Source organism: Thalassotalea sp. Sam97 (assembly GCF_041379765.1).
In the GTDB taxonomy this organism is placed as follows: Bacteria; Pseudomonadota; Gammaproteobacteria; order Enterobacterales; family Alteromonadaceae; genus Thalassotalea_A; species Thalassotalea_A maritima.
Genome location: NZ_CP166919.1, coordinates 1,909,960 through 1,928,217, shown reverse-complemented (window position 1 = coordinate 1,928,217; position 18,258 = coordinate 1,909,960). Strand labels below are relative to the sequence as shown.

Here is an 18,258-nt window from a genome sequence, read left to right as displayed (position 1 = left end):
GTTTAGATAATTGCAAAGCGTTATAAATAATGGGACTATAGCGCCCTAGTGTTTTTAACAAAAATTACCTGAATTGAGTTGCGATTATGAAGTTAAGCCCAATGGTTCAAGATCTGATTGATGCCTTAAAATGTTTACCTGGCATTGGTCCAAAGTCCGCACAACGTATGGCATTTCATTTACTTGAACGTAACCGCATTGGCGGCAGTAAATTAGCCACGGCGTTGGCCATTGCGATGGAAGATATTGGCCATTGTAAAGGTTGTCGAACCTTTACCGAAAAAGAGTACTGCGATATTTGTCAAAGTCCTAAGCGAGCTGAAAAGCGCGTGTTATGTGTGGTTGAATCACCATCGGATATTATTGCTATAGAGCAAACCGGTGAATTTACTGGTCGTTATTTTGTCTTGATGGGGCATTTATCGCCTATTGATGGTATTGGTCCAGAGCAGCTGGGTTTAGATATTTTAGAACGTCATCTGCAATCAGGTCAGTTTGATGAAATGATTCTAGCAACTAACCCAACGGTTGAAGGGGAAGCAACCGCGCACTTTATTGCCGATACGGCGAAACGCTACGATATTCAAGCATCGCGTATTGCTCATGGTGTCCCTGTGGGTGGCGAGCTGGAATACGTTGACGGTAATACGTTGTCACACGCATTTTCAGGCCGTAAAGTTATTTAATGTTTTAATTGCTAATATTTGATCTTTTTCGTGGACAGTAATGACATAACTCGTGGTGCTATTGTCATTACTGTCGGTATTCGGTGTATTTTTCGCTCCCTATATTTGAGTAAATAGCAGCTATCCTAAGTCATTCATAGACAGCGACATGTTAGTCGTTGCTAGACCTCGTCGCAGACCGCCATCTAAAGCCGTTAAACCCCTTTTAGCGCAACGTGAGTTATGGACGCTGGTATTCAACATTTGTTTAAAATTTAAACTTGACTTTGATTTTTAAGTCTATTTTTTGCAAAAAATTAAAAAAAGCCCTTTAAATTGATTTTTACATCCCCATTTTTCATTTATCAGCGGCGCATTAGATGTTTTAAAACGCACAGTTCGTTAGCGCCTCATTTCGTAATTTGATATTTTTTTAGGAGTATTTTTTATGTCTGAACAAAGTCATAAAGAAGTTCATGGTTTTCAAACGGAAGTAAAACAACTTCTGCAATTAATGATCCACTCGTTATACAGCAATAAGGAAATTTTCCTAAGAGAGTTAGTTTCAAACTCGGCTGATGCGGCGGACAAATTACGTTTTAAAGCATTAGAAAATGCCAACTTATACGATGGCGATGGTAGCCTACGAGTACGTGTGTCAGCTGACAAAGACGCCAATACCATTACCATTTCTGATAACGGTATTGGTATGACCCGTGATGAGGTGATCACTAACTTAGGTACGATTGCTAAATCAGGTACAGCAGATTTCTTCTCGCGTTTATCTGGTGATCAAGCATCTGATTCACAATTAATCGGTCAATTTGGTGTCGGTTTTTATTCTGCATTTATCGTTGCCGATAAAGTTGTGGTGCGTACTCGTGCTGCTGGCGCAGGAGCGAGTGAAGCGGTTGAGTGGACTTCAGCCGGTGAAGGTGACTTCTCTGTTGAAAACATTGAAAAATCAAGCCGTGGTACTGACATCATCTTATTCTTAAAAGAAGAAGAGCAAGAATTCTTAGACGATTGGCGCTTAAAGTCGATTGTGACCAAATACTCTGATCATATTTCTATTCCAGTTGAAATGCTTACGCCTGCGGTTGACGCACAAGACGAAGAGAAAGATGAAGAAGGCAACGTTATTCGCCCTGCAATTGAAGCAAAACCAGCTGAATGGCAAAGCGTAAACAAAGCTGAAGCACTATGGACTCGTGAAAAAGCCGATATCACAGATGAAGAATACCAAGAGTTCTACAAGCACGTATCGCACGACTTCCAAGAGCCGCTATTATGGGCGCACAATAAAGTAGAAGGTACCAACGAGTACACCTCACTACTTTACGTACCAAGCAAGGCACCATTTGATTTATATAATCGCGAGCGTCAACATGGCTTAAAATTATACGTACAACGCGTGTTTATCATGGATGACGCTGAGCAGTTTATGCCAACGTACCTGCGCTTTGTGAAAGGTTTGCTTGATTCAAACGACTTACCATTAAACGTATCACGTGAAATCTTACAAGATAATAAAGTCACCCAAGCAATGCGTAAAGGTTGTACGAAACGAGTACTTGGTATGCTTGATAAACTTGGCAAGAAAGACGCTGAAAAATACCAAGGCTTCTGGGATGAATTTGGCCAAGTGCTAAAAGAAGGCCCTGCGGAAGATATGGCCAATAAAGAAGCCATTGCCAAACTGTTGCGCTTTAGCTCAACACACACCGACTCTAGCGTGCAAAATGTGTCATTAACTGACTACATTGAGCGCATGCAAGAAGGCCAAGATAAGATTTACTACGTGGTTGCTGATAGCTTTGCTGCGGCGAAAAACAGCCCGCACCTTGAAGTGTTCCGCAAGAAGGGCATCGAAGTTCTGCTAATGAGCGATCGCATTGACGAGTGGTTAATGAGTCACTTAACGGATTTCGATGGTAAGCAATTTGCCTCTGTTACCCGCGGTGACTTGGATTTAGGCGATCTAGATGATGCCGAAACCAAAGAAGCCCAAGAAAAACTTGAGAAAGAGTTTGATTCGGTGATCACTCGCATTAAAGGCAGCTTAGGCGAAAAAGTGAAAGATGTGCGTATTACTCATCGTTTAACGGATTCACCTGCATGTATCGTTACCGACGAGCACGATATGAGCTCGCAGATGATTAAGCTGATGCAATCGGTTGGCCAAGAAGTACCTGAGTCTAAACCTATTTTTGAAATCAACGCCGAGCATGAGTTAGTTAAACACATTGCTGACGAGCAAGACGATGACAAATTTGCAGAATGGACTGACGTATTATTTGAGCAAGCGACATTAGCCGAGCGTGGTAGCTTGAAAGATCCAGCATCATTTGTTGGCAAGTTAAACAAGTTGATGCTAAGCCTGACTAAGTAATCAGCTCAGGTAACTGATGTAGTCTCATTGTACACATCACATTATTGGTAAAGGCGTTTATGAGGATACACTTGTAAACGCCTTTTTTGATCTGACGCTGTAAATGATCTTCAATTTGAGTTGTCCCGATCAGCTTTTATCAGGCTGTTACGGCTGGATAACATGAGTAGGGTTAACCAACCTATGATGACGGCGAGCAATATAGAGGCGAATCGCTCTGTGTTGTCAGCAAGTGCGCTGATGCTGGTTGCTGTCACGGGATAAAAAATCAACACCACAAAACTGGTGTACATCAGTTGAATCGAGTTATAGCTCGCTTGTTTTTGCTGGGCGTGAATGCCCATATACATGGCGCTGACTAAGGTGATGCCTAGTGTACCTATAAGGTTTACTTGTAAAATACAGGCGATAAGCGTTGGAATGGCGTACAACACACTGGCAAATGTCGCCAAAAATCGCCGTGCGCCGTAATCATGGCCAACCACCGGGTCGACGTCTTTAATGATAAGACCAACGACAACGGTAATAATGGTGGTTTGCTCTAGCTCGAAATTCATACACACCACTAAAACCACCAATAGCACCAGCGCTTTAACGAATATTTGCCAGTCAAATAGGTATTGCACATTTGACGTTGGCGAAGCTTTTTGTGGTGCGAGAGGCGTGCCATCGGGAAATAGCCAATAGGCAAGGTACGCGACAAAGCCACCCACCCAGATATTGCTCCATAGCGCTTGTGGAATATCACCGACATTCATACCTTGCTGTCGAGAAAAGGTGGCAATCATCGCGGTAGAGACGATAAGCAAAATAGCAAAGACATCTTGTGGGTTTTTCTTAGTGCGTTCCATGCACCAATAAAACACGGCGAATAAGGTCAGATAGTACAGGTGCGGGTAGTCAGCAAACCGATTATCGATAGCGACTTGTAGCCACGCGGTGACAGATAACACAGCCGCCATCAATACCACCATAATAAACGGCGGAGGCTGATGTGTTGTGGTTAAAAATACCGCGCACATAGCTGGCGCAAGCAGTGGTAAGTCGGTACCAAAAACGTGCTGCCAAAATAGCAGTAATACCGGAAATAGTGCAACTCTTATGAGTGGGTTGGCGGCACTACGAAACATAGCTTATGTAGCTCCACATCCAAATCCAAAAGTCTTGCAATGTTTCACCAATGCCACTTTTGTTGGGATAAAACGCCACGGTTGCTCTGCCACCGTAGCGTAAGGTAACGTGATCAGGTAGCTCTGAAAATTCAATATTAACGGGAAAACGTTGGGCTTTAGGACCTGTGGTTGGCGAGTTAATTAGGCCGTTCCCGGTATCAACGGCAAAATTACCGTTACCACTGCTGCCCCAGCCAATGGATGAAATAGTACCAATAAATATCTCGCCAGGATAAGACTCTAAAACGATTTTAACACTATCGCCTTGCTTTAAATGACCGATGGAGTTTTCTCTAACCATGGCCGTGAGCCATAAATAACGGGTATTTATCAAGGTCATTATCGGCTGTCCCGCTGCCGCAAAATCACCCACAGCAATATCCATATTAGTGATCACGCCGTTGGTTGGTGCCAGTAACTTGGTGTTGCTGAGGTTGAGCAACGCTTGATCGAGTTTGGTCAAACCAACTTGTATCGCTGGATTGTCCTTATCCCGAGGGCCAGATTGTTGCTTGGCTTTTTCTAATGCGGATTTGTTTTGTTCAAGGTTTGCTTGTGCGGTTTCTAATTCGGTAACGGCATCATCCATACTTGCTTGGCTAATGATGCCTTTTTTAACCAATTGACGATTTCGCTCGACGTTTTTTTTGGCATTATTGACTTTAACACGCGCCGCCACTTCATTGGCTTTGGCAACATTAATTGCCGCAGTATCAGCCATAAATGACTGGCCCGCCTTTTGCAGTTCAAAGCGCGCTGTTTTTACGGCCAGTTCAAATGGCGCAGGATTAATAGAAATTAAGGTGTCACCAACATTCACTAGGCTATTATCCAGAACATGAATTTCAGATATCGGTCCTGACACTTCAGGACTAATACGTATAACTTGGCCATTGACTCGCACTTGGTCAGTCATTGGCGTAACACGATCTGCCCACAGCGTATAGCCCCATAACAATAAAATCACGAGTAATAAAATCAGGGTGAATGATCGCGCTTGTTTTATATGACTGGTATCTTGCGATGGTTGCTCGGTGTTTGTCTCGGTATCGGACACGTCACGCTCCTTGATAGGCAATGAATGGTTGCGTTAGTTGTCATGACATAAGCCTAGCGGTTAAATGAAGGCACTTGCCATGCAAATTAAGTATAGTCTTTTTCATATGGGATTTAGCCCGCCGAGTTAACGGGTTGATTTATGCAAAAAATGTCATATAAGTTACCTATCAATAGCGGATAAAGGTAAAGTTATGCAGTCAAAGGATAGCGTCGGTGCATTTATTTTGGGTAGCAGTATCGTGCTTGGCTTAGCACTGTTAGGTTATTTTTTGGCGGACGCGGCGATAAGTGTTAAGCAATATGAACGTAGCGTTGTTGTTAAGGGGTTAGCAGAGCGAGAGCAACAAGCTAATGTGGTTATTTGGCCTATTCAGTTTTCGCAAGCAGCCAATGATGTGCAAGAGCTGTATCAAGTTATTGAGAAAAACACCGAAAAAATCCAAGCGTTCTTGCTTATAAATGGCATTCAAAGTGATGAAATATCTGCAACGTCGCCGGTGATCACGGACAAATTAGCGCAACAGTATGGCAGTGCGGGTAAAACGGAGTTTCGTTACACTGGGGTACAAACGGTTACCGTTTATTCTGAGCAAATTGACACGGTTCGCTCTGTCATGACTCAGATGTCAAGCCTTGGTAAACAGGGGATCGTGTTAACGGGAGCGAATTATCAGGCACAAATCGAGTACATATTTACGGGCCTTAATGATATCAAGCCCGCCATGATAGAAGAAGCGACTCGCAACGCCCGTGCTGTGGCAGAAAAGTTTGCCGCTGACTCAGATAGTATTCTTGGAAAAATCAAACGTGCATCACAGGGGCAATTTAGTATTTCCGACCGTGATAAAAATAATCCTCATATTAAGAAGATTCGTGTGGTATCAACCATTGAGTATTATTTATCTGATTGATTAGGCCACAAAAAATTGACTATGTTTGTAACGCAAGGTGAGTGATTAACTCACTTTTTTGTGCAATGTGACTATACTTTATGTTCGTTTTCGTTGTCAGCCCACAACGTTGCAGGTGACACCGTGTCGCCACTGTTTGCAATCAGTATGGCGTTTTTTAACAATCGAAAAATGTAATAAGGGGGAAACCCCAATGTTAGGGGCAACGCCAGTCCGAATGAGGGTATAACATACGGTCATGGATTGGGTGCCTAAAAATATAAACGTTAGCTTTTAGCAACAGCACCGAAGGAGGTGTACTATGTCTGGAAAGTTTGAAGTTTATAGGGATAAAGCAGAAGAATTTCGTTTTCGTTTAAAAGCCGGAAACGGGCAAAATATTCTCGCCAGTGAAGGTTATAAAGCCAAAGCAAGCTGTCTAAATGGTATCGAGTCGGTACGTAAGAACGCGCAGGACGATGCAATGTTTGAACGTAAAACAACCGCATCGGGTAAGTTTTCGTTCAATTTAAGAGCGGCTAATCATCAGGTGATTGGCACCAGCCAATCGTATGAAGCAGAGTCTTCACGTGATGGTGGTATCTCGTCGGTCATGAACAACGCACCTGATGCGATTTTGGTTGATTTAACAGCTTAATCGAAGGCTTGGTTTAACGCATGCCTAAAGCTGGTTACTTAGGCTGTTGCTCTGCTGTTGATAGGGTAGCAGCCTGATTATTGACGCGTGATGACTGCAAGGGGTTGATTACGCTCTCTTGTTAAAGATGTTGCGATGCTAGGTCGAAACTCAAGGAAATATATTGCGACACCGTTTTTTCCATAACAATTTTCATTAAGCCCTTGTTTGCATTGTTGCCAGCAAGTATTATGACGTCTTTATAAATATAAACATTGAACTGTAACGGTTAACGACATTTAAGGTCTTGTTATGCGCATTATTCTTCTAGGTGCACCGGGTGCGGGTAAAGGCACTCAAGCTCAATTTCTAATGAGCAAATATGGTATTCCACAAATTTCAACTGGCGATATGTTACGTGCAGCGATTAAAGCAGGTACGGAATTAGGCAAGCAAGCTAAGCAAGTTATGGATGCTGGTCAGTTGGTTTCTGATGAGTTAATCATTGGTCTAGTAAAAGAGCGTATTGCTCAAGACGATTGTAAAGCGGGTTTCTTATTAGACGGTTTCCCTCGTACGATCCCACAAGCTGATGCAATGAAAGAAAATGGCGTAAATGTTGATTCAGTGATTGAATTTGACGTTGCTGATGAAGTGATTGTTGAGCGTATGGCAGGTCGTCGCGTTCACCCTGGTTCAGGTCGCGTATACCACATCGTTTACAACCCACCTAAAGTGGAAGGCAAAGACGATGAAACAGGTGACGAGCTTGTGATCCGTGCTGATGACGAAGAAGCAACGGTTCGTAAGCGTTTAGGTATTTACCACGAGCAAACCAAGCCACTAGTTGATTACTATCAAGCGGAAGCAGCGGCAGGTAACTGTAAGTACATCACTATCGATGGTACCCAGCCTGTTGAAAAAGTAAGCGCGGAGCTTGCTGAGCAATTAGCGTAATTACCTAGTCGGTATGATTGATGAAAAAGCCGCTCATTGAGCGGCTTTTTTGATCGACGAATAAACTGCCTTGATGTTGATGTTATTAGCCATAATCACCAGCGTTGTATTCCAGCGATTTAGATAAAGAAATTTTCGTCATTACCCATCTAGCTAAGTATTGAAAATGATCCTTAGCGTTTGACAGCCGTACTATCTGTGGTCTATCTGTTAAATACTCACTACATTTTGACTTACCAACAAAAACAATAGCGAACTCTGTGCAGAGGGTATTGATTTTATCAGCGATTTCAATAGTAAGCGCTTGATATGTCAGTGTTAGTTCGCCATTTCAGGTCGACTCATCGATGACATAGCGCTTAGCAGTTATATTTAGCAGGATGATGATCGACCATGCAAACTTATCGCAACGCGTTTTTTAGCAACTGTTTTTTTAAATTTTTTAATGCTACTTCTAGCATATCTCAGAGTTATCGTAGCGTTAGGCTTTTACTGTTTTTTTCGTTGCTGTTTACAGCTTTTGTTGTATCAGCACACCATACGGGGATTGTTGGCCATATTACGCCGTCCAAAAAACCGTTGGCATCGATATCGTTAAACCCCAATGTAAAACCTCAAAGTGAGCAACAAGCGCACTATTTGCGTATGCTAGCGGCATCCGAGCGAGATTTTTTTTGGTCAGCACAGCAATTGCCCAGCGATGCAGCCTTGATTTTGATCGATCTTATTGAAGATCTTGGTCTAACTCCGGTTGGCAAACTGGCACCACTGGCCACATCCGACGCCGCACAGTTTGATTACCAGCTAACCCAAGTCTTGTTTGATCTTATCAACCTAGGACAACCTATTTCACAACGCGGGAGATCAGATAACAACGACGAGTCAGAAACTGATGTTGAAGGTATCGTGACGGATGCGACTGACCTTGATCCGGAACCGGACTTTTCTGACGTTGAATTCGCCTTTATTGACGCTGCTCGCCAATATCAGTTGGCAGATTTTGTCAACAATGCACTCCCTAAGTACCAACAAATCGCTTTGCTACGCGAAGCTATCGATAGATACCAAAACTACTCTGGTGAATGGACACGCGTAAACAAAGCGTTTCGTCCTCAATATGGACAACAACATCCGCAAATAAAAATGATCAGAGATACCTTGGTGCTTTATGGTGATTTATCAGAGCAAGAAAATAACGCTGATAATACGTCGCCCGATGTCTATGATGCGGTTGCCGTGGCAGCAATAAAGCGCTTTCAACAACGCAATGGATTAATCGTCGATGGTGTCGCTGGACCGCAAACCATGACCAACTTGGCACTGTCGCCACAAGATATTTTGCGTCGCTTACAAGTTAACTTGCAGCGCTGGTTTTTATTACCAAGGCAAGAGCCAGAGCACTATGTGTATGTAAACATTCCACAGTACCAATTGCGGGTGATTGAAGAGGGAGAGTCACAATTAGAAATGAAGGTGGTTGTTGGCAAGAAAGGCTGGCCTACACCGACTATGGTTAGCGCCATTAAAGAAGTTACCGTGAATCCAACTTGGACACCGACACAAAGTATTGTAAAACGTACGCTAATGCCACAATATCGTCGCAACCCTGCGTCATTGCATCATCGTGGCTTTCACTTAGTTAAAAAAGGCAACGCAAAACAAACGTTGCGCATTGGACCTGGTTTACCATTACAACAAATGCTCGGTGAATATCGTCTTGTGCAAGCTGCAGGTCGCAAAAATGCTCTCGGACAATTTCGCTTTAATATCCCCAATAGCCAAGCCATTTTTTTACATGATACACCATCGAAAAGAGCGTTTAACCGTCACGTAAGGGCGTTAAGTCATGGTTGCATTCGTTTAGAGAATGCGCGTAAATTTGCCAATTACATACTCACACATGATGCGCTTTATCATGCCAACAACAATACCGCCCAAGTGACGAGCCAGTCTGATATGCAATTTTCAACAAGTGATGAGCAAGGGGCGTGGGTGAGTACCGCAGAATATAATGCCGTATCTGCTGATGTTGAGCGGAAATTGACAAGGAGAGTAAATCGACGCAGCACTCAATGGGTGGCGTTAAAAGAAACCATTCCAACCTTCATCGCTTATCAAACCATTTGGGTGAGGGATAATGGTAGCTTACAAATATTTCCGGATATTTATGGTTTAGATGGCGACTAGTGTTCCCGTTATAGGGCACTCAATCGTGGCGTCTTAGCGCTGGGGATATGTATTGAGAAAGGGATCGTTGACGATCCCTTTGTTATGTGTCGGTAGGATTAATTTAAAATATACCGATAATATTTACTACGGCGAGGGCAAGGATCACGACAAATGTGGTAATGGTGCCAATAAACCGCTGCCACGATGTACCGGTGGTTTTGCCTAAACCGATGGCATGAAAGAAGCGCGCCATCACCAGCAAGCCGCCTATCACATGTAATGCCATTGCATGGCCGCCGTTGTGTTCATAAAATGCCATCATCAGTAATGCCAGTGGCACGTATTCAATGAAGTTGGCGTGTACTCGAATGGCTTTAGCAAGTTCACGGCAGTTACCGCCATCGTCACCTATGCCTATCTTTTCTAGGCGGCGATGGTTAATTACCTTCATGGATAGCGCAATATATAAAATGGCTAAAATACCGGCGTAAAAACCGGTGATGATTATCGGACTCGTTGTCATGGTTGATTAGCACCTTTTTATAAGATAAAACAGTAAATTAGAAACTAAGGTAAGATAACACATTCGCCACCATAGGAAATACTATATCCTGATTTATCCGCCTCGCTCGTTTCGATGAACACAAGCTATACTTAGACAGGGTAAGAGGACTGGTTATTTACGGTGTTAGTTAAAGTCAGTGAACGTAGAGGTTGGGGGAAGTTTATCATTCCCGTGTTGTTGGGCGCGTGTATTTGCTTTGGACTTTTTGTGCTTATGGCATCGTTAATAAATCGACCTGAGGTTTATAAAGAAGAGCCTAAACAAGATACCCCCGTGACGGTCGTCAACTTACCTAAAGACAAGGACGTTGCTCGTAAACAGCGCCAATTAGAGCCACCACCAAAACCTGTGGAGAAACCTTCGGGAATGATCACCTTGACGGTTGAAACCCCCTCAACAACAACCCAAGCATTTTCATTCGACATGCCTAACATTGATATTAACACCACCCTAGATCCACAACAATTTACTTTATCTGTGCCTAAAGATAACACTGCGATGCCAATTTATCGCGCATTGCCGATTTACCCAACTGATGCCGCAAAAAACAAAATCAAAGGCTGGGTTGATTTAAGTTTTACCGTCAATACGCTAGGCAGCATAGAAAATATTGTTGTACTTGACGCAGAGCCACCGCAGGTGTTTGAGCAAGCAGCAATCGATGCCTTAAAGCGTTGGAAGTACAAAGCAAAAATTGTTGATGGCAAAGCGGTTAAGCAAGAAGGACTATCGGTGCGTATTAACTTTGGTAAAAAGTAGGATAAAGCAGGAATGTACTGCTGCGAACAGGGCTAGCTACGATCTAGTCCTGCTCGGAAACTGAGTTGTTGTTATCGAGCTCAAACGGCTTTGATCATCGCAATGTGGGGAATACCATCTTCTAAATACATATCTGATACGGTTTCAAAGCCTAACTCTTGGTAAAATGCTTCGAGGTATTGTTGTGCAGATATTTTGATGGATTGACCAGAGAAATGTTCGTTGCACAAATCAAGTGCTTTATCCATTAATGCTTTACCTAAGCCTTGACCACGAAACGTTTGCTTGGTGGTGACGCGGCCGATGCTAACGTGATCCGGGTAGGAAACACCTTTTGGTAATATTCGCAGATAGGCAGCTAAGGTATTACCTTGATATGCCATAAGATGGTGGGTTTGTGGGTGACGATCACAATCATCTAATTCAGGGTAATAGCACTCTTGCTCAACGACAAAAACATCGACGCGCAGTTGCAACGCGTCGTAGAGCTCATTAGTGGTTAGTTGATCAAAGGTTTTCGCTTGCCAGTGAAAATCGGACATATTGGCATCCATTCAAGTTTATTATTGATGCCGTGATTGTAATACCTTCATCACGTCTTTTAAATCAACTTCTTGCTCAGCCAGCAAAACCAGCGTGTGATAAAATAAATCGGCACACTCTTGCAACAATTCTTGCCGATTGTTTGTTGCGCCAGCAAGGGCGACTTCAACACCTTCTTCACCGACTTTTTGCGCTACCCGTGCCGTGCCCATTGATAACAACTTTGCGGTATAGCTATCTTCGGGCTTGTCATGCTTGCGCTGACCAATGATTTGCTCAAGCGATGATAAAAAATGTTGCTCGCTTATTGGCTCGTCAGCAAAGCAACTTGTTGTGCCTAAATGACATGTCGGTCCGTCAGGACGAGCCAATATAAGTAAACTGTCTTTGTCGCAATCGGTAAAAACGTTTACCACGTTTAAATGGTTTTTAGACGATTCACCTTTGGTCCAAAGTCGCTGTTTTGATCGAGAATAAAAAGTTGTTAAGCCGCTATCCAAAGTGACTTTGAGGGCATCGCTGTTCATATATCCTTGCATCAAAACCGCGCCAGTGTCGGCATGCTGAACTATCGCAGGGAGAAGACTTGCCATTTTGTCCCACGCCAGTCGTTCAATATCTTGTTGTGTTATTCGCATCCAGTATCCTTTATTTAAAGTTATCTAACTTTGTTTGATTACGGTTTAGTTAGGTACGCCTTTGGCGGGCTTTAAGCCGTGCGCATGGGTATGCCTTCGCCAGCTAAATAGTGTTTTAGTTGCTGAATATCTATGATCCCTTTATGAAACACGCTTGCCGCGAGCGCACCGTCAACGTCGGTCTGTTCAAATACCTCTTTAAAATGAGCCATGGTACCTGCGCCACCGGAGGCGATTAATGGAATATCACATACTTCACGTATATTACGTAACTGCGTAACATCATAGCCTTGGCGAACACCATCTTGGTTCATCACATTTAACACGATTTCGCCAGCACCAAGTTGTTGTACGTGTTGTACCCACTCTTTGGTTTGCCACTGTGTTTTGGTTGTTTTGCTCTCATCGCCGGTAAACTGATATACCTGATAGGTTTGCGTTTGCTCATCAAAGTATGAATCGATACCTACTACCACGCATTGCTGACCAAATTGGGCATTTAATCGAGAAATCAACTCAGGTTCGCGAAGTGCCGGCGAATTAATCGATATTTTATCGGCGCCCATAGCGAGTAATGTTTGCGCGTCTTGCTCGCTTTTTATACCACCAGCGACACAAAATGGAATATCGATCACTTTGGCAATTTGCTCGACCCACTGTTTATCTACGACACGTGCGTCGGAGCTAGCGGTAATATCATAAAAAACTAATTCATCGGCACCTTCCTCGGCATAGCGCTTGGCAAGGGGGACGATGTCGCCAATGATTTGGTGATTGCGAAACTGTACTCCTTTAACAACAACGCCATCACGTACGTCGAGGCAAGGAATTATGCGTTTTGCCAGCATTGTATCGCCTCCTTTACGGTAAAACGTTGCTCTAGTAGCGCCCGACCTAAAATAATGCCATCGGCACCTGATTGCGCGACTTGATGAATGTCGTCCAGTGAGCCAATGCCACCTGATGCTTGCCACGTGATGGTCGGATAAGTACGTTTGAGTTGTTGATAAAGCCCAGTATTTGCGCCTTGCAAGGTACCGTCTTTACTGATGTCCGTGCATAAAATTTGGGCAATATTATTTAGGCCATAAAAGTCGATGAGATCTTCTAACGTTTGCTCACTCGGTTTAACCCAACCATGGGTCGGTAAGAATTTTTCACCGTGTTCGTTAATTTGTACATCTAAAGCAAGGGTGATGCGATCTTTCCCGTAGTGAACAAGCCATGTCTTCACAAGCTCGGGTTGTTTGATCGCCAGTGAGCCAATAACCACGGAACTTGCACCAAGCTCTAATAGGGTTTGTACATCGGTTTTGCTGCGCACACCGCCACCCACTTGCACCGGAATAGAGGCGGCACTAATGATTTCGCCCAAACGTTTTGTTTGCCGTTTTTCGCTGTCTTTAGCGCCATCAAGATCTACTAAGTGCAGCTTCTGTGCACCGTCACGAGCATATAGTTCAATCAGTTGCTCAGGTCGTTGCTGATATTCTGTTTTTTTCGCATAGTCACCCTGATATAGGCGTACCGTTTTGCCGTCGATTAAATCGATTGCTGGGATTATCATCAGCAATTCTCCATAAAATTTGTCAGTAATTTTGCGCCGCTATTGCCGGAGCGCTCAGGGTGAAATTGCACACCAAAAAAGTTGTCTTGCTGCACACTTGCACTAAACGCTTGTCCATAGTGACAACTGGCGATGGTGGCATGGCCAACCGGGATGCCATAACTGTGAACAAAATAAAAGTAATCTTGCTTGGTGATATCATGAAATAAGGGGGAGTCGGTGATATCGTACAAGGTATTCCAGCCCATATGAGGTAATCGAACGGGCTTTGTGGTTTGTGGCTTTAGTGGCACAACTTGCAGCGGCACCACTTGGGCGTCAATCAAGCCAAGGCAGGGGGTATTAATGTTATTTTCATGTGACGTTTGGCTAAGCAGCTGCATACCTAAGCAAATACCCAACACCGGCTGCTGCAAACCTTGAATGGTGTCGATTAATTGTTTATTGGCAATGTTATCCATGGCATAAGCTGCGGCACCAACACCGGGTAAAAATACTTTGTTGGCGCTGCAGATCTGCGCAGGATCATCACTGACGAGGGCCTTAAATCCCACTCGGTTTAAGGCAAATTTTAAAGAATTGATATTGGCACAGCCTGTATCAATAATTAATGCGTGCTTGTCTTTCATGAGCAACCTTACAATACGCCTTTTGAGCTGGGCAAACGATCGCCCGATACACTAATCGCTTGGCCAAGCGCTCGACCAAATACTTTGAACAAGCTTTCTACTTGGTGGTGACAGTTACCGTCGCTTGTTTCTAGGTGTACTGTCATGCGCATGCTGTCACTCAGGCTTTTAAAGAAGTGTTCAACCATTTGTGTCGACATGCCGCCAACCTGACGATCGGTGAATGGCGCCTTGAAAACGATATGTGGTCGACCGGATAAATCAAGGGTACAGCTCGCTTTGCATTCATCCATAGGTAAGACAAAGCCAAACCGCTCGATACCACGTTTGTTGCCCAGCGCTTTTCGTAATGCCTCGCCTAATGCCAACGCGGTATCTTCAACGCTGTGGTGGTCGTCAATATGTAAATCACCCGTGACTCGGCAGTTGAGATAAAAGCCTGCGTGAGTGGCGATTTGATCGAGCATGTGATCAAAAAAACCAATGCCAGTGTTGATATCTGAGCCACCTTGTTTGTCTAAATTAACATCGATAGCTATATCCGTTTCTGAGGTGCGGCGGTTAACGCTAGCAATCCGTGCAGAGCGTAATAAATGATCAACAATAGCTTGCCAATTTAGGGTGTCTCGATGGTACTGAAACGATTTTAAGCCCATATTGTTGGCAAGTTCGACGTCGGTGATGCGATCACCTATTACATAAGAGGTGGCAAAATTTATTTTACCTTGCTGTAAATAATCCCTGACTAAACCAAGCTTCGGCTTACGGCAGTGGCAATTATCGTCTTGAAAGTGCGGACAAAGTAAAACATCTGAAAATACCACGCCTTGTGAGCTAAATAGCTCCAGCATTTTATTGTGCGGCAGATCAAAGTCGCCTTGTGGGTAGCTGTCGGTGCCAAGGCCGTCTTGATTAGAAACGATAACCAGCACAAAACCGGCAGCCTGCAATTGCAATAGCGAAGGGATGACCTGTGGTTCAAAGACTAGCTTTTCTAAACTGTCGACTTGTTTATCAATCACTGGCTCTTCAATTAATGTGCCGTCACGATCGATAAATAAAATGTTGCTATTTTCCTTAATAGAATCAAATGCGCTGATCATGAATCCTCCGTTGAACGCTTATCTTGTTGCGTTTGTATTATATTATTTGGCGATTGAGCGGCGAGAACTTGCTCGCCAGCAGAGCGCAGGCAAGCGTTATAAAATTGCTGCATTTCATCTGCTGTACCAACACTGACACGCAAACACTGCGATAAACCAAGCTGTTTACTTTGATCTCGAATAACAACCCCTTGCTCAAGAAAGTACTGGTATAAGGTACTGGCATCTTGCGCCTTGAATAACACGTAATTGGTGTTTGATTGATAGCGCTTTATCAGCCACGGTTGCTGGTCGAGAAAGGCTTCCAGTGTTTTGCGCTGGTCAATGGTTTGTTCGACTCGTTGTGTCATTATCTCAACGTTCATTAATGCTTGGCTGGCGATAGTGGCAACAGGCGTTGCAATAGGGTATGGGGCAATGACTTTACTAAGTTGCTCAATAACATTGTTGTGTGCCAACACAAAACCGCAGCGTAAACCTGCTAAGGCAAAGGCTTTAGATAGGGTACGTAACACCACGAGATTTGGGTATTGCTGTAATAAACTCACCACACTAGTGTCTGGGCAATATTCAATATATGCCTCGTCAATGACAACCAGTGCCGTGTCTTGATAGAGGTTTAGTACTTCGATAATATCGACCAAGTCAACTGTGCCACCGGTTGGGTTGTTAGGAGAGCAAATAAATACCAACCTTGCGTTGTTGATGTGCTCTGTAAGGCCAGCAATGTCGAGCGCCATATTACCTGAATCGGTTTCTTTTAATGGCACGCTAATAATACCTGCGTTTTGGCTACGAGCAGCGATGCTATACATGCCATAAGTCGGCGGGCAAATGATAATGTTATCAGCGCTTGCTCGACAAAAAGTACGAATGAGGACATCAATGCCTTCGTCAGCGCCTCGCGTTGCCAATATGTGATCAGAGGCGAGCTTAGCATAATGCGCATATGCTTGAATTAGGGCTTGCGGCTGAAAATCAGGATAGCGATTTATATCGGCTAATGACATATCGAGCGAGTCACTACCGCCACTTTCGTTGGCGTTAAGCCAAGTTTTGTGTTGATTAATGCCTCCGGCGACTTCTCGACGCGCACTTTGATATGGCACCATGTCTTTGAGATCATCTCGAACTAAGCGCTGGCCGATATTGCTATTGGAAGCCTTGCTAACCGCTTGACGATAATCGAACTTATTCATGGGCGTTCCTCATCGTTGTACTTTGTGCTGTCTTCAAGGCGAATCGTTACTGCGCGTTGATGCGCATCAAGTCCTTCGGCATCTGTGAGCTCGACAATGGTTGGCGCTAAGCTCTCAAGACCTTGCTTGGTTAATGTTTGCACGGTGTAACGACGCATAAAATCGGCGAGTGACAATGACGACAACACTTTTGAATAACCGTAGGTGGGGAGTACGTGATTGGTGCCGCTGGCGTAATCACCGGCTGACTCTGGTGTGTAGTGACCGACAAATATTGATCCGGCACCTGAAATAAACGCCAATTCATTTTCAGGTTGCGCTGTTTGAATACTCAAATGTTCGGCGCCGTAGCGATTGGCTAACTCACAGGCTTGTTGCAATGAATCACAAACGACTAAGCGACTTTGCTCAAGCGCTTTGGTGGCGATATCTTGTCGAGATAGGTCAGCTAACTGGGTTTGCAATTGCACCGCAACCTGCTCACATAAGGGGCGACTGTTTGTTGCTAGAAGGACCTGTGAGTCAGTGCCATGCTCGGCTTGGGACAGCAAATCAGCGGCAACAAACGCAGGGTTTGCAGTATCGTCAGCAATGACCAGTAATTCTGACGGGCCTGCCGGCATGTCGATAGTAAAACCAGGGACTTTCTGCGCTAGCTGTGATTTGGCTTCGGTGACAAAACGATTACCTGGACCAAATACTTTATGAACCGCAGCAATAGACTCGGTACCCAATGCAAGGGCGGCAATCGCTTGAGCTCCACCGACACGATAAACTTCACTTACCTGACAAAGGCTGGCAGCGTAGAGGATCTCATCGGCGATATTGCCTTGCTGATCGGGTGGGCAAACCAAAACAATTCGATGACAGCCTGCTAATTGCGCAGGTACGCCTAACATGAGTACTGTTGATGGTAGGGGCGCTGATCCTGCTGGAATATACAAACCAACGCTGTTAATGGCTTCGGTTTTTAAGACACATTCAACGCCAGGTGTTGTTTCAACGACAATATCTTTGGGTAGTTGCGCAGCATGGAAGCGCTGAATTTGCTGATATGCGGTATTTATCGCCGCTTTTCGCGCAGCGCTTAAACGTAATTCAGCGGCATTAATTTCATCTTCAGAAACTTGTAATTCGTTAATCTCGACTTTATCGAAAGCCAGCGTAAGCGCTTTTAGCGCTTTGTCTTTGTTGTCGCGAACGTTGTTAATGATATTGGCAACTTGTTGCTGCAAGCTTTCGCTATCGGCGATGGCAGGACGTTGCAATAACTGTTGCTGTTCAAGCATTGATAATTCTGACCAAATGATCATA

Annotated in this window: 18 protein-coding genes; 7 read left to right on the top strand and 11 right to left on the bottom strand. The window is 44.1% G+C overall.

The window, feature by feature from the left end; genetic code table 11:
• Positions 1 to 86: 86 nt before the first annotated feature.
• Both recR and htpG read left to right on the top strand, forming a co-directional pair.
• Entirely contained in the window at positions 87 to 686 is a 600-nt protein-coding gene (recR, locus tag ACAX20_RS08730) for a recombination mediator RecR (protein WP_371185487.1), read from the top strand.
• 427 nt (positions 687 to 1,113) lie between these two features.
• The gene (gene htpG / locus ACAX20_RS08725; RefSeq protein ID WP_371185486.1) at positions 1,114 to 3,057 is read left to right on the top strand and encodes a molecular chaperone HtpG; all 1,944 of its coding nucleotides are present in this window, start codon (positions 1,114 to 1,116) and stop codon (positions 3,055 to 3,057) included.
• Between the two features lie 110 nt (positions 3,058 to 3,167).
• On the opposite strand, the gene ACAX20_RS08720 is transcribed toward htpG, so the two are convergent.
• Positions 3,168 to 4,187: a DUF2955 domain-containing protein gene (locus ACAX20_RS08720; RefSeq protein ID WP_371185484.1), complete on the bottom strand. Its 1,020-nt coding sequence runs from the start codon at positions 4,185 to 4,187 to the stop codon at positions 3,168 to 3,170.
• Positions 4,177 to 5,286, bottom strand: coding sequence for an HlyD family secretion protein (locus ACAX20_RS08715; protein ID WP_371185483.1), 1,110 nt, complete (start codon positions 5,284 to 5,286; stop codon positions 4,177 to 4,179). The genes ACAX20_RS08720 and ACAX20_RS08715 overlap by 11 nt, the downstream gene beginning before the upstream one ends.
• Positions 5,287 to 5,479: 193 nt before the next feature.
• Between ACAX20_RS08715 and ACAX20_RS08710 the strand changes: the two genes are divergently transcribed.
• The 4 genes from ACAX20_RS08710 to ACAX20_RS08695 all read left to right on the top strand — a co-directional run bounded on the left by ACAX20_RS08710 (position 5,480) and on the right by ACAX20_RS08695 (position 9,959).
• Positions 5,480 to 6,199, top strand: coding sequence for an SIMPL domain-containing protein (locus tag ACAX20_RS08710; protein WP_371185481.1), 720 nt, complete (start codon positions 5,480 to 5,482; stop codon positions 6,197 to 6,199).
• Positions 6,200 to 6,500: 301 nt separating this feature from the next.
• The gene (locus ACAX20_RS08705; RefSeq protein ID WP_371185479.1) at positions 6,501 to 6,836 is read left to right on the top strand and encodes a YegP family protein; all 336 of its coding nucleotides are present in this window, start codon (positions 6,501 to 6,503) and stop codon (positions 6,834 to 6,836) included.
• Positions 6,837 to 7,127: 291 nt separating this feature from the next.
• On the top strand, positions 7,128 to 7,772 hold the full coding sequence (adk, locus tag ACAX20_RS08700) for an adenylate kinase (RefSeq protein WP_371185478.1): 645 nt from the start codon (positions 7,128 to 7,130) through the stop codon (positions 7,770 to 7,772).
• Between the two features lie 504 nt (positions 7,773 to 8,276).
• Complete coding sequence (locus ACAX20_RS08695; protein ID WP_371185476.1) at positions 8,277 to 9,959, top strand: L,D-transpeptidase family protein; 1,683 nt, start codon at positions 8,277 to 8,279, stop codon at positions 9,957 to 9,959.
• A gap of 103 nt (positions 9,960 to 10,062) precedes the next feature.
• On the opposite strand, the gene ACAX20_RS08690 is transcribed toward ACAX20_RS08695, so the two are convergent.
• On the bottom strand, positions 10,063 to 10,464 hold the full coding sequence (locus ACAX20_RS08690) for an MAPEG family protein (protein WP_371185475.1): 402 nt from the start codon (positions 10,462 to 10,464) through the stop codon (positions 10,063 to 10,065).
• Between the two features lie 255 nt (positions 10,465 to 10,719).
• Here ACAX20_RS08690 and ACAX20_RS08685 point away from each other — a divergent pair, with 255 nt between their 5' ends.
• A complete protein-coding gene (locus tag ACAX20_RS08685; RefSeq protein ID WP_371185473.1) occupies positions 10,720 to 11,265 on the top strand; it encodes an energy transducer TonB in 546 nt (181 codons plus the stop codon).
• An 80-nt stretch (positions 11,266 to 11,345) separates the two neighbouring features.
• On the opposite strand, the gene ACAX20_RS08680 is transcribed toward ACAX20_RS08685, so the two are convergent.
• From ACAX20_RS08680 to hisD, 8 genes are all read right to left on the bottom strand, one after another.
• Positions 11,346 to 11,807: a GNAT family N-acetyltransferase gene (locus ACAX20_RS08680; protein WP_371185471.1), complete on the bottom strand. Its 462-nt coding sequence runs from the start codon at positions 11,805 to 11,807 to the stop codon at positions 11,346 to 11,348.
• A 21-nt stretch (positions 11,808 to 11,828) separates the two neighbouring features.
• Positions 11,829 to 12,446 (bottom strand): bifunctional phosphoribosyl-AMP cyclohydrolase/phosphoribosyl-ATP diphosphatase HisIE, encoded by a 618-nt coding sequence (gene hisIE / locus ACAX20_RS08675; protein ID WP_371185469.1) that lies wholly within the window; start codon positions 12,444 to 12,446, stop codon positions 11,829 to 11,831.
• Positions 12,447 to 12,517: 71 nt separating this feature from the next.
• Complete coding sequence (gene hisF, locus ACAX20_RS08670) at positions 12,518 to 13,294, bottom strand: imidazole glycerol phosphate synthase subunit HisF (protein ID WP_371185467.1); 777 nt, start codon at positions 13,292 to 13,294, stop codon at positions 12,518 to 12,520.
• Positions 13,276 to 14,013 (bottom strand): 1-(5-phosphoribosyl)-5-[(5-phosphoribosylamino)methylideneamino]imidazole-4-carboxamide isomerase, encoded by a 738-nt coding sequence (gene hisA, locus ACAX20_RS08665; protein WP_371185465.1) that lies wholly within the window; start codon positions 14,011 to 14,013, stop codon positions 13,276 to 13,278. The genes hisF and hisA overlap by 19 nt, the downstream gene beginning before the upstream one ends.
• Positions 14,013 to 14,642 carry an imidazole glycerol phosphate synthase subunit HisH gene (gene hisH / locus ACAX20_RS08660; RefSeq protein WP_371185463.1) on the bottom strand — a complete coding sequence of 210 codons (630 nt, stop codon included), beginning with the start codon at positions 14,640 to 14,642 and terminating at the stop codon, positions 14,013 to 14,015. The genes hisA and hisH overlap by 1 nt, the downstream gene beginning before the upstream one ends.
• Before the next feature lie 8 nt (positions 14,643 to 14,650).
• Positions 14,651 to 15,745, bottom strand: a complete 1,095-nt coding sequence (hisB, locus tag ACAX20_RS08655; protein WP_371185461.1) for a bifunctional histidinol-phosphatase/imidazoleglycerol-phosphate dehydratase HisB — start codon at positions 15,743 to 15,745, stop codon at positions 14,651 to 14,653.
• The gene (gene hisC, locus ACAX20_RS08650; protein ID WP_371185459.1) at positions 15,742 to 16,944 is read right to left on the bottom strand and encodes a histidinol-phosphate transaminase; all 1,203 of its coding nucleotides are present in this window, start codon (positions 16,942 to 16,944) and stop codon (positions 15,742 to 15,744) included. Before hisC ends, hisB begins: the two co-directional genes overlap by 4 nt.
• Complete coding sequence (gene hisD / locus ACAX20_RS08645; protein ID WP_371185457.1) at positions 16,941 to 18,257, bottom strand: histidinol dehydrogenase; 1,317 nt, start codon at positions 18,255 to 18,257, stop codon at positions 16,941 to 16,943. The genes hisC and hisD overlap by 4 nt, the downstream gene beginning before the upstream one ends.
• Position 18,258: the final 1 nt, after the last annotated feature.

Bases quoted from the DNA above. Each gene is read 5' to 3' on its own strand.
- hisA (WP_371185465.1), bottom strand. From the start codon at position 14,013: ATGATAATCCCAGCAATCGATTTAATCGACGGCAAAACGGTACGCCTA.
- hisF (WP_371185467.1), bottom strand. From the start codon at position 13,294: ATGCTGGCAAAACGCATAATTCCTTGCCTCGACGTACGTGATGGCGTT.
- recR (WP_371185487.1), top strand. From the start codon at position 87: ATGAAGTTAAGCCCAATGGTTCAAGATCTGATTGATGCCTTAAAATGT.
- ACAX20_RS08705 (WP_371185479.1), top strand. From the start codon at position 6,501: ATGTCTGGAAAGTTTGAAGTTTATAGGGATAAAGCAGAAGAATTTCGT.
- adk (WP_371185478.1), top strand. From the start codon at position 7,128: ATGCGCATTATTCTTCTAGGTGCACCGGGTGCGGGTAAAGGCACTCAA.
- ACAX20_RS08685 (WP_371185473.1), top strand. From the start codon at position 10,720: ATGGCATCGTTAATAAATCGACCTGAGGTTTATAAAGAAGAGCCTAAA.
- ACAX20_RS08710 (WP_371185481.1), top strand. From the start codon at position 5,480: ATGCAGTCAAAGGATAGCGTCGGTGCATTTATTTTGGGTAGCAGTATC.
- hisB (WP_371185461.1), bottom strand. From the start codon at position 15,745: ATGATCAGCGCATTTGATTCTATTAAGGAAAATAGCAACATTTTATTT.
- hisC (WP_371185459.1), bottom strand. From the start codon at position 16,944: ATGAATAAGTTCGATTATCGTCAAGCGGTTAGCAAGGCTTCCAATAGC.
- ACAX20_RS08690 (WP_371185475.1), bottom strand. From the start codon at position 10,464: ATGACAACGAGTCCGATAATCATCACCGGTTTTTACGCCGGTATTTTA.
- hisH (WP_371185463.1), bottom strand. From the start codon at position 14,642: ATGAAAGACAAGCACGCATTAATTATTGATACAGGCTGTGCCAATATC.
- hisD (WP_371185457.1), bottom strand. From the start codon at position 18,257: ATGATCATTTGGTCAGAATTATCAATGCTTGAACAGCAACAGTTATTG.
- ACAX20_RS08680 (WP_371185471.1), bottom strand. From the start codon at position 11,807: ATGTCCGATTTTCACTGGCAAGCGAAAACCTTTGATCAACTAACCACT.
- htpG (WP_371185486.1), top strand. From the start codon at position 1,114: ATGTCTGAACAAAGTCATAAAGAAGTTCATGGTTTTCAAACGGAAGTA.
- hisIE (WP_371185469.1), bottom strand. From the start codon at position 12,446: ATGCGAATAACACAACAAGATATTGAACGACTGGCGTGGGACAAAATG.
- ACAX20_RS08720 (WP_371185484.1), bottom strand. From the start codon at position 4,187: ATGTTTCGTAGTGCCGCCAACCCACTCATAAGAGTTGCACTATTTCCG.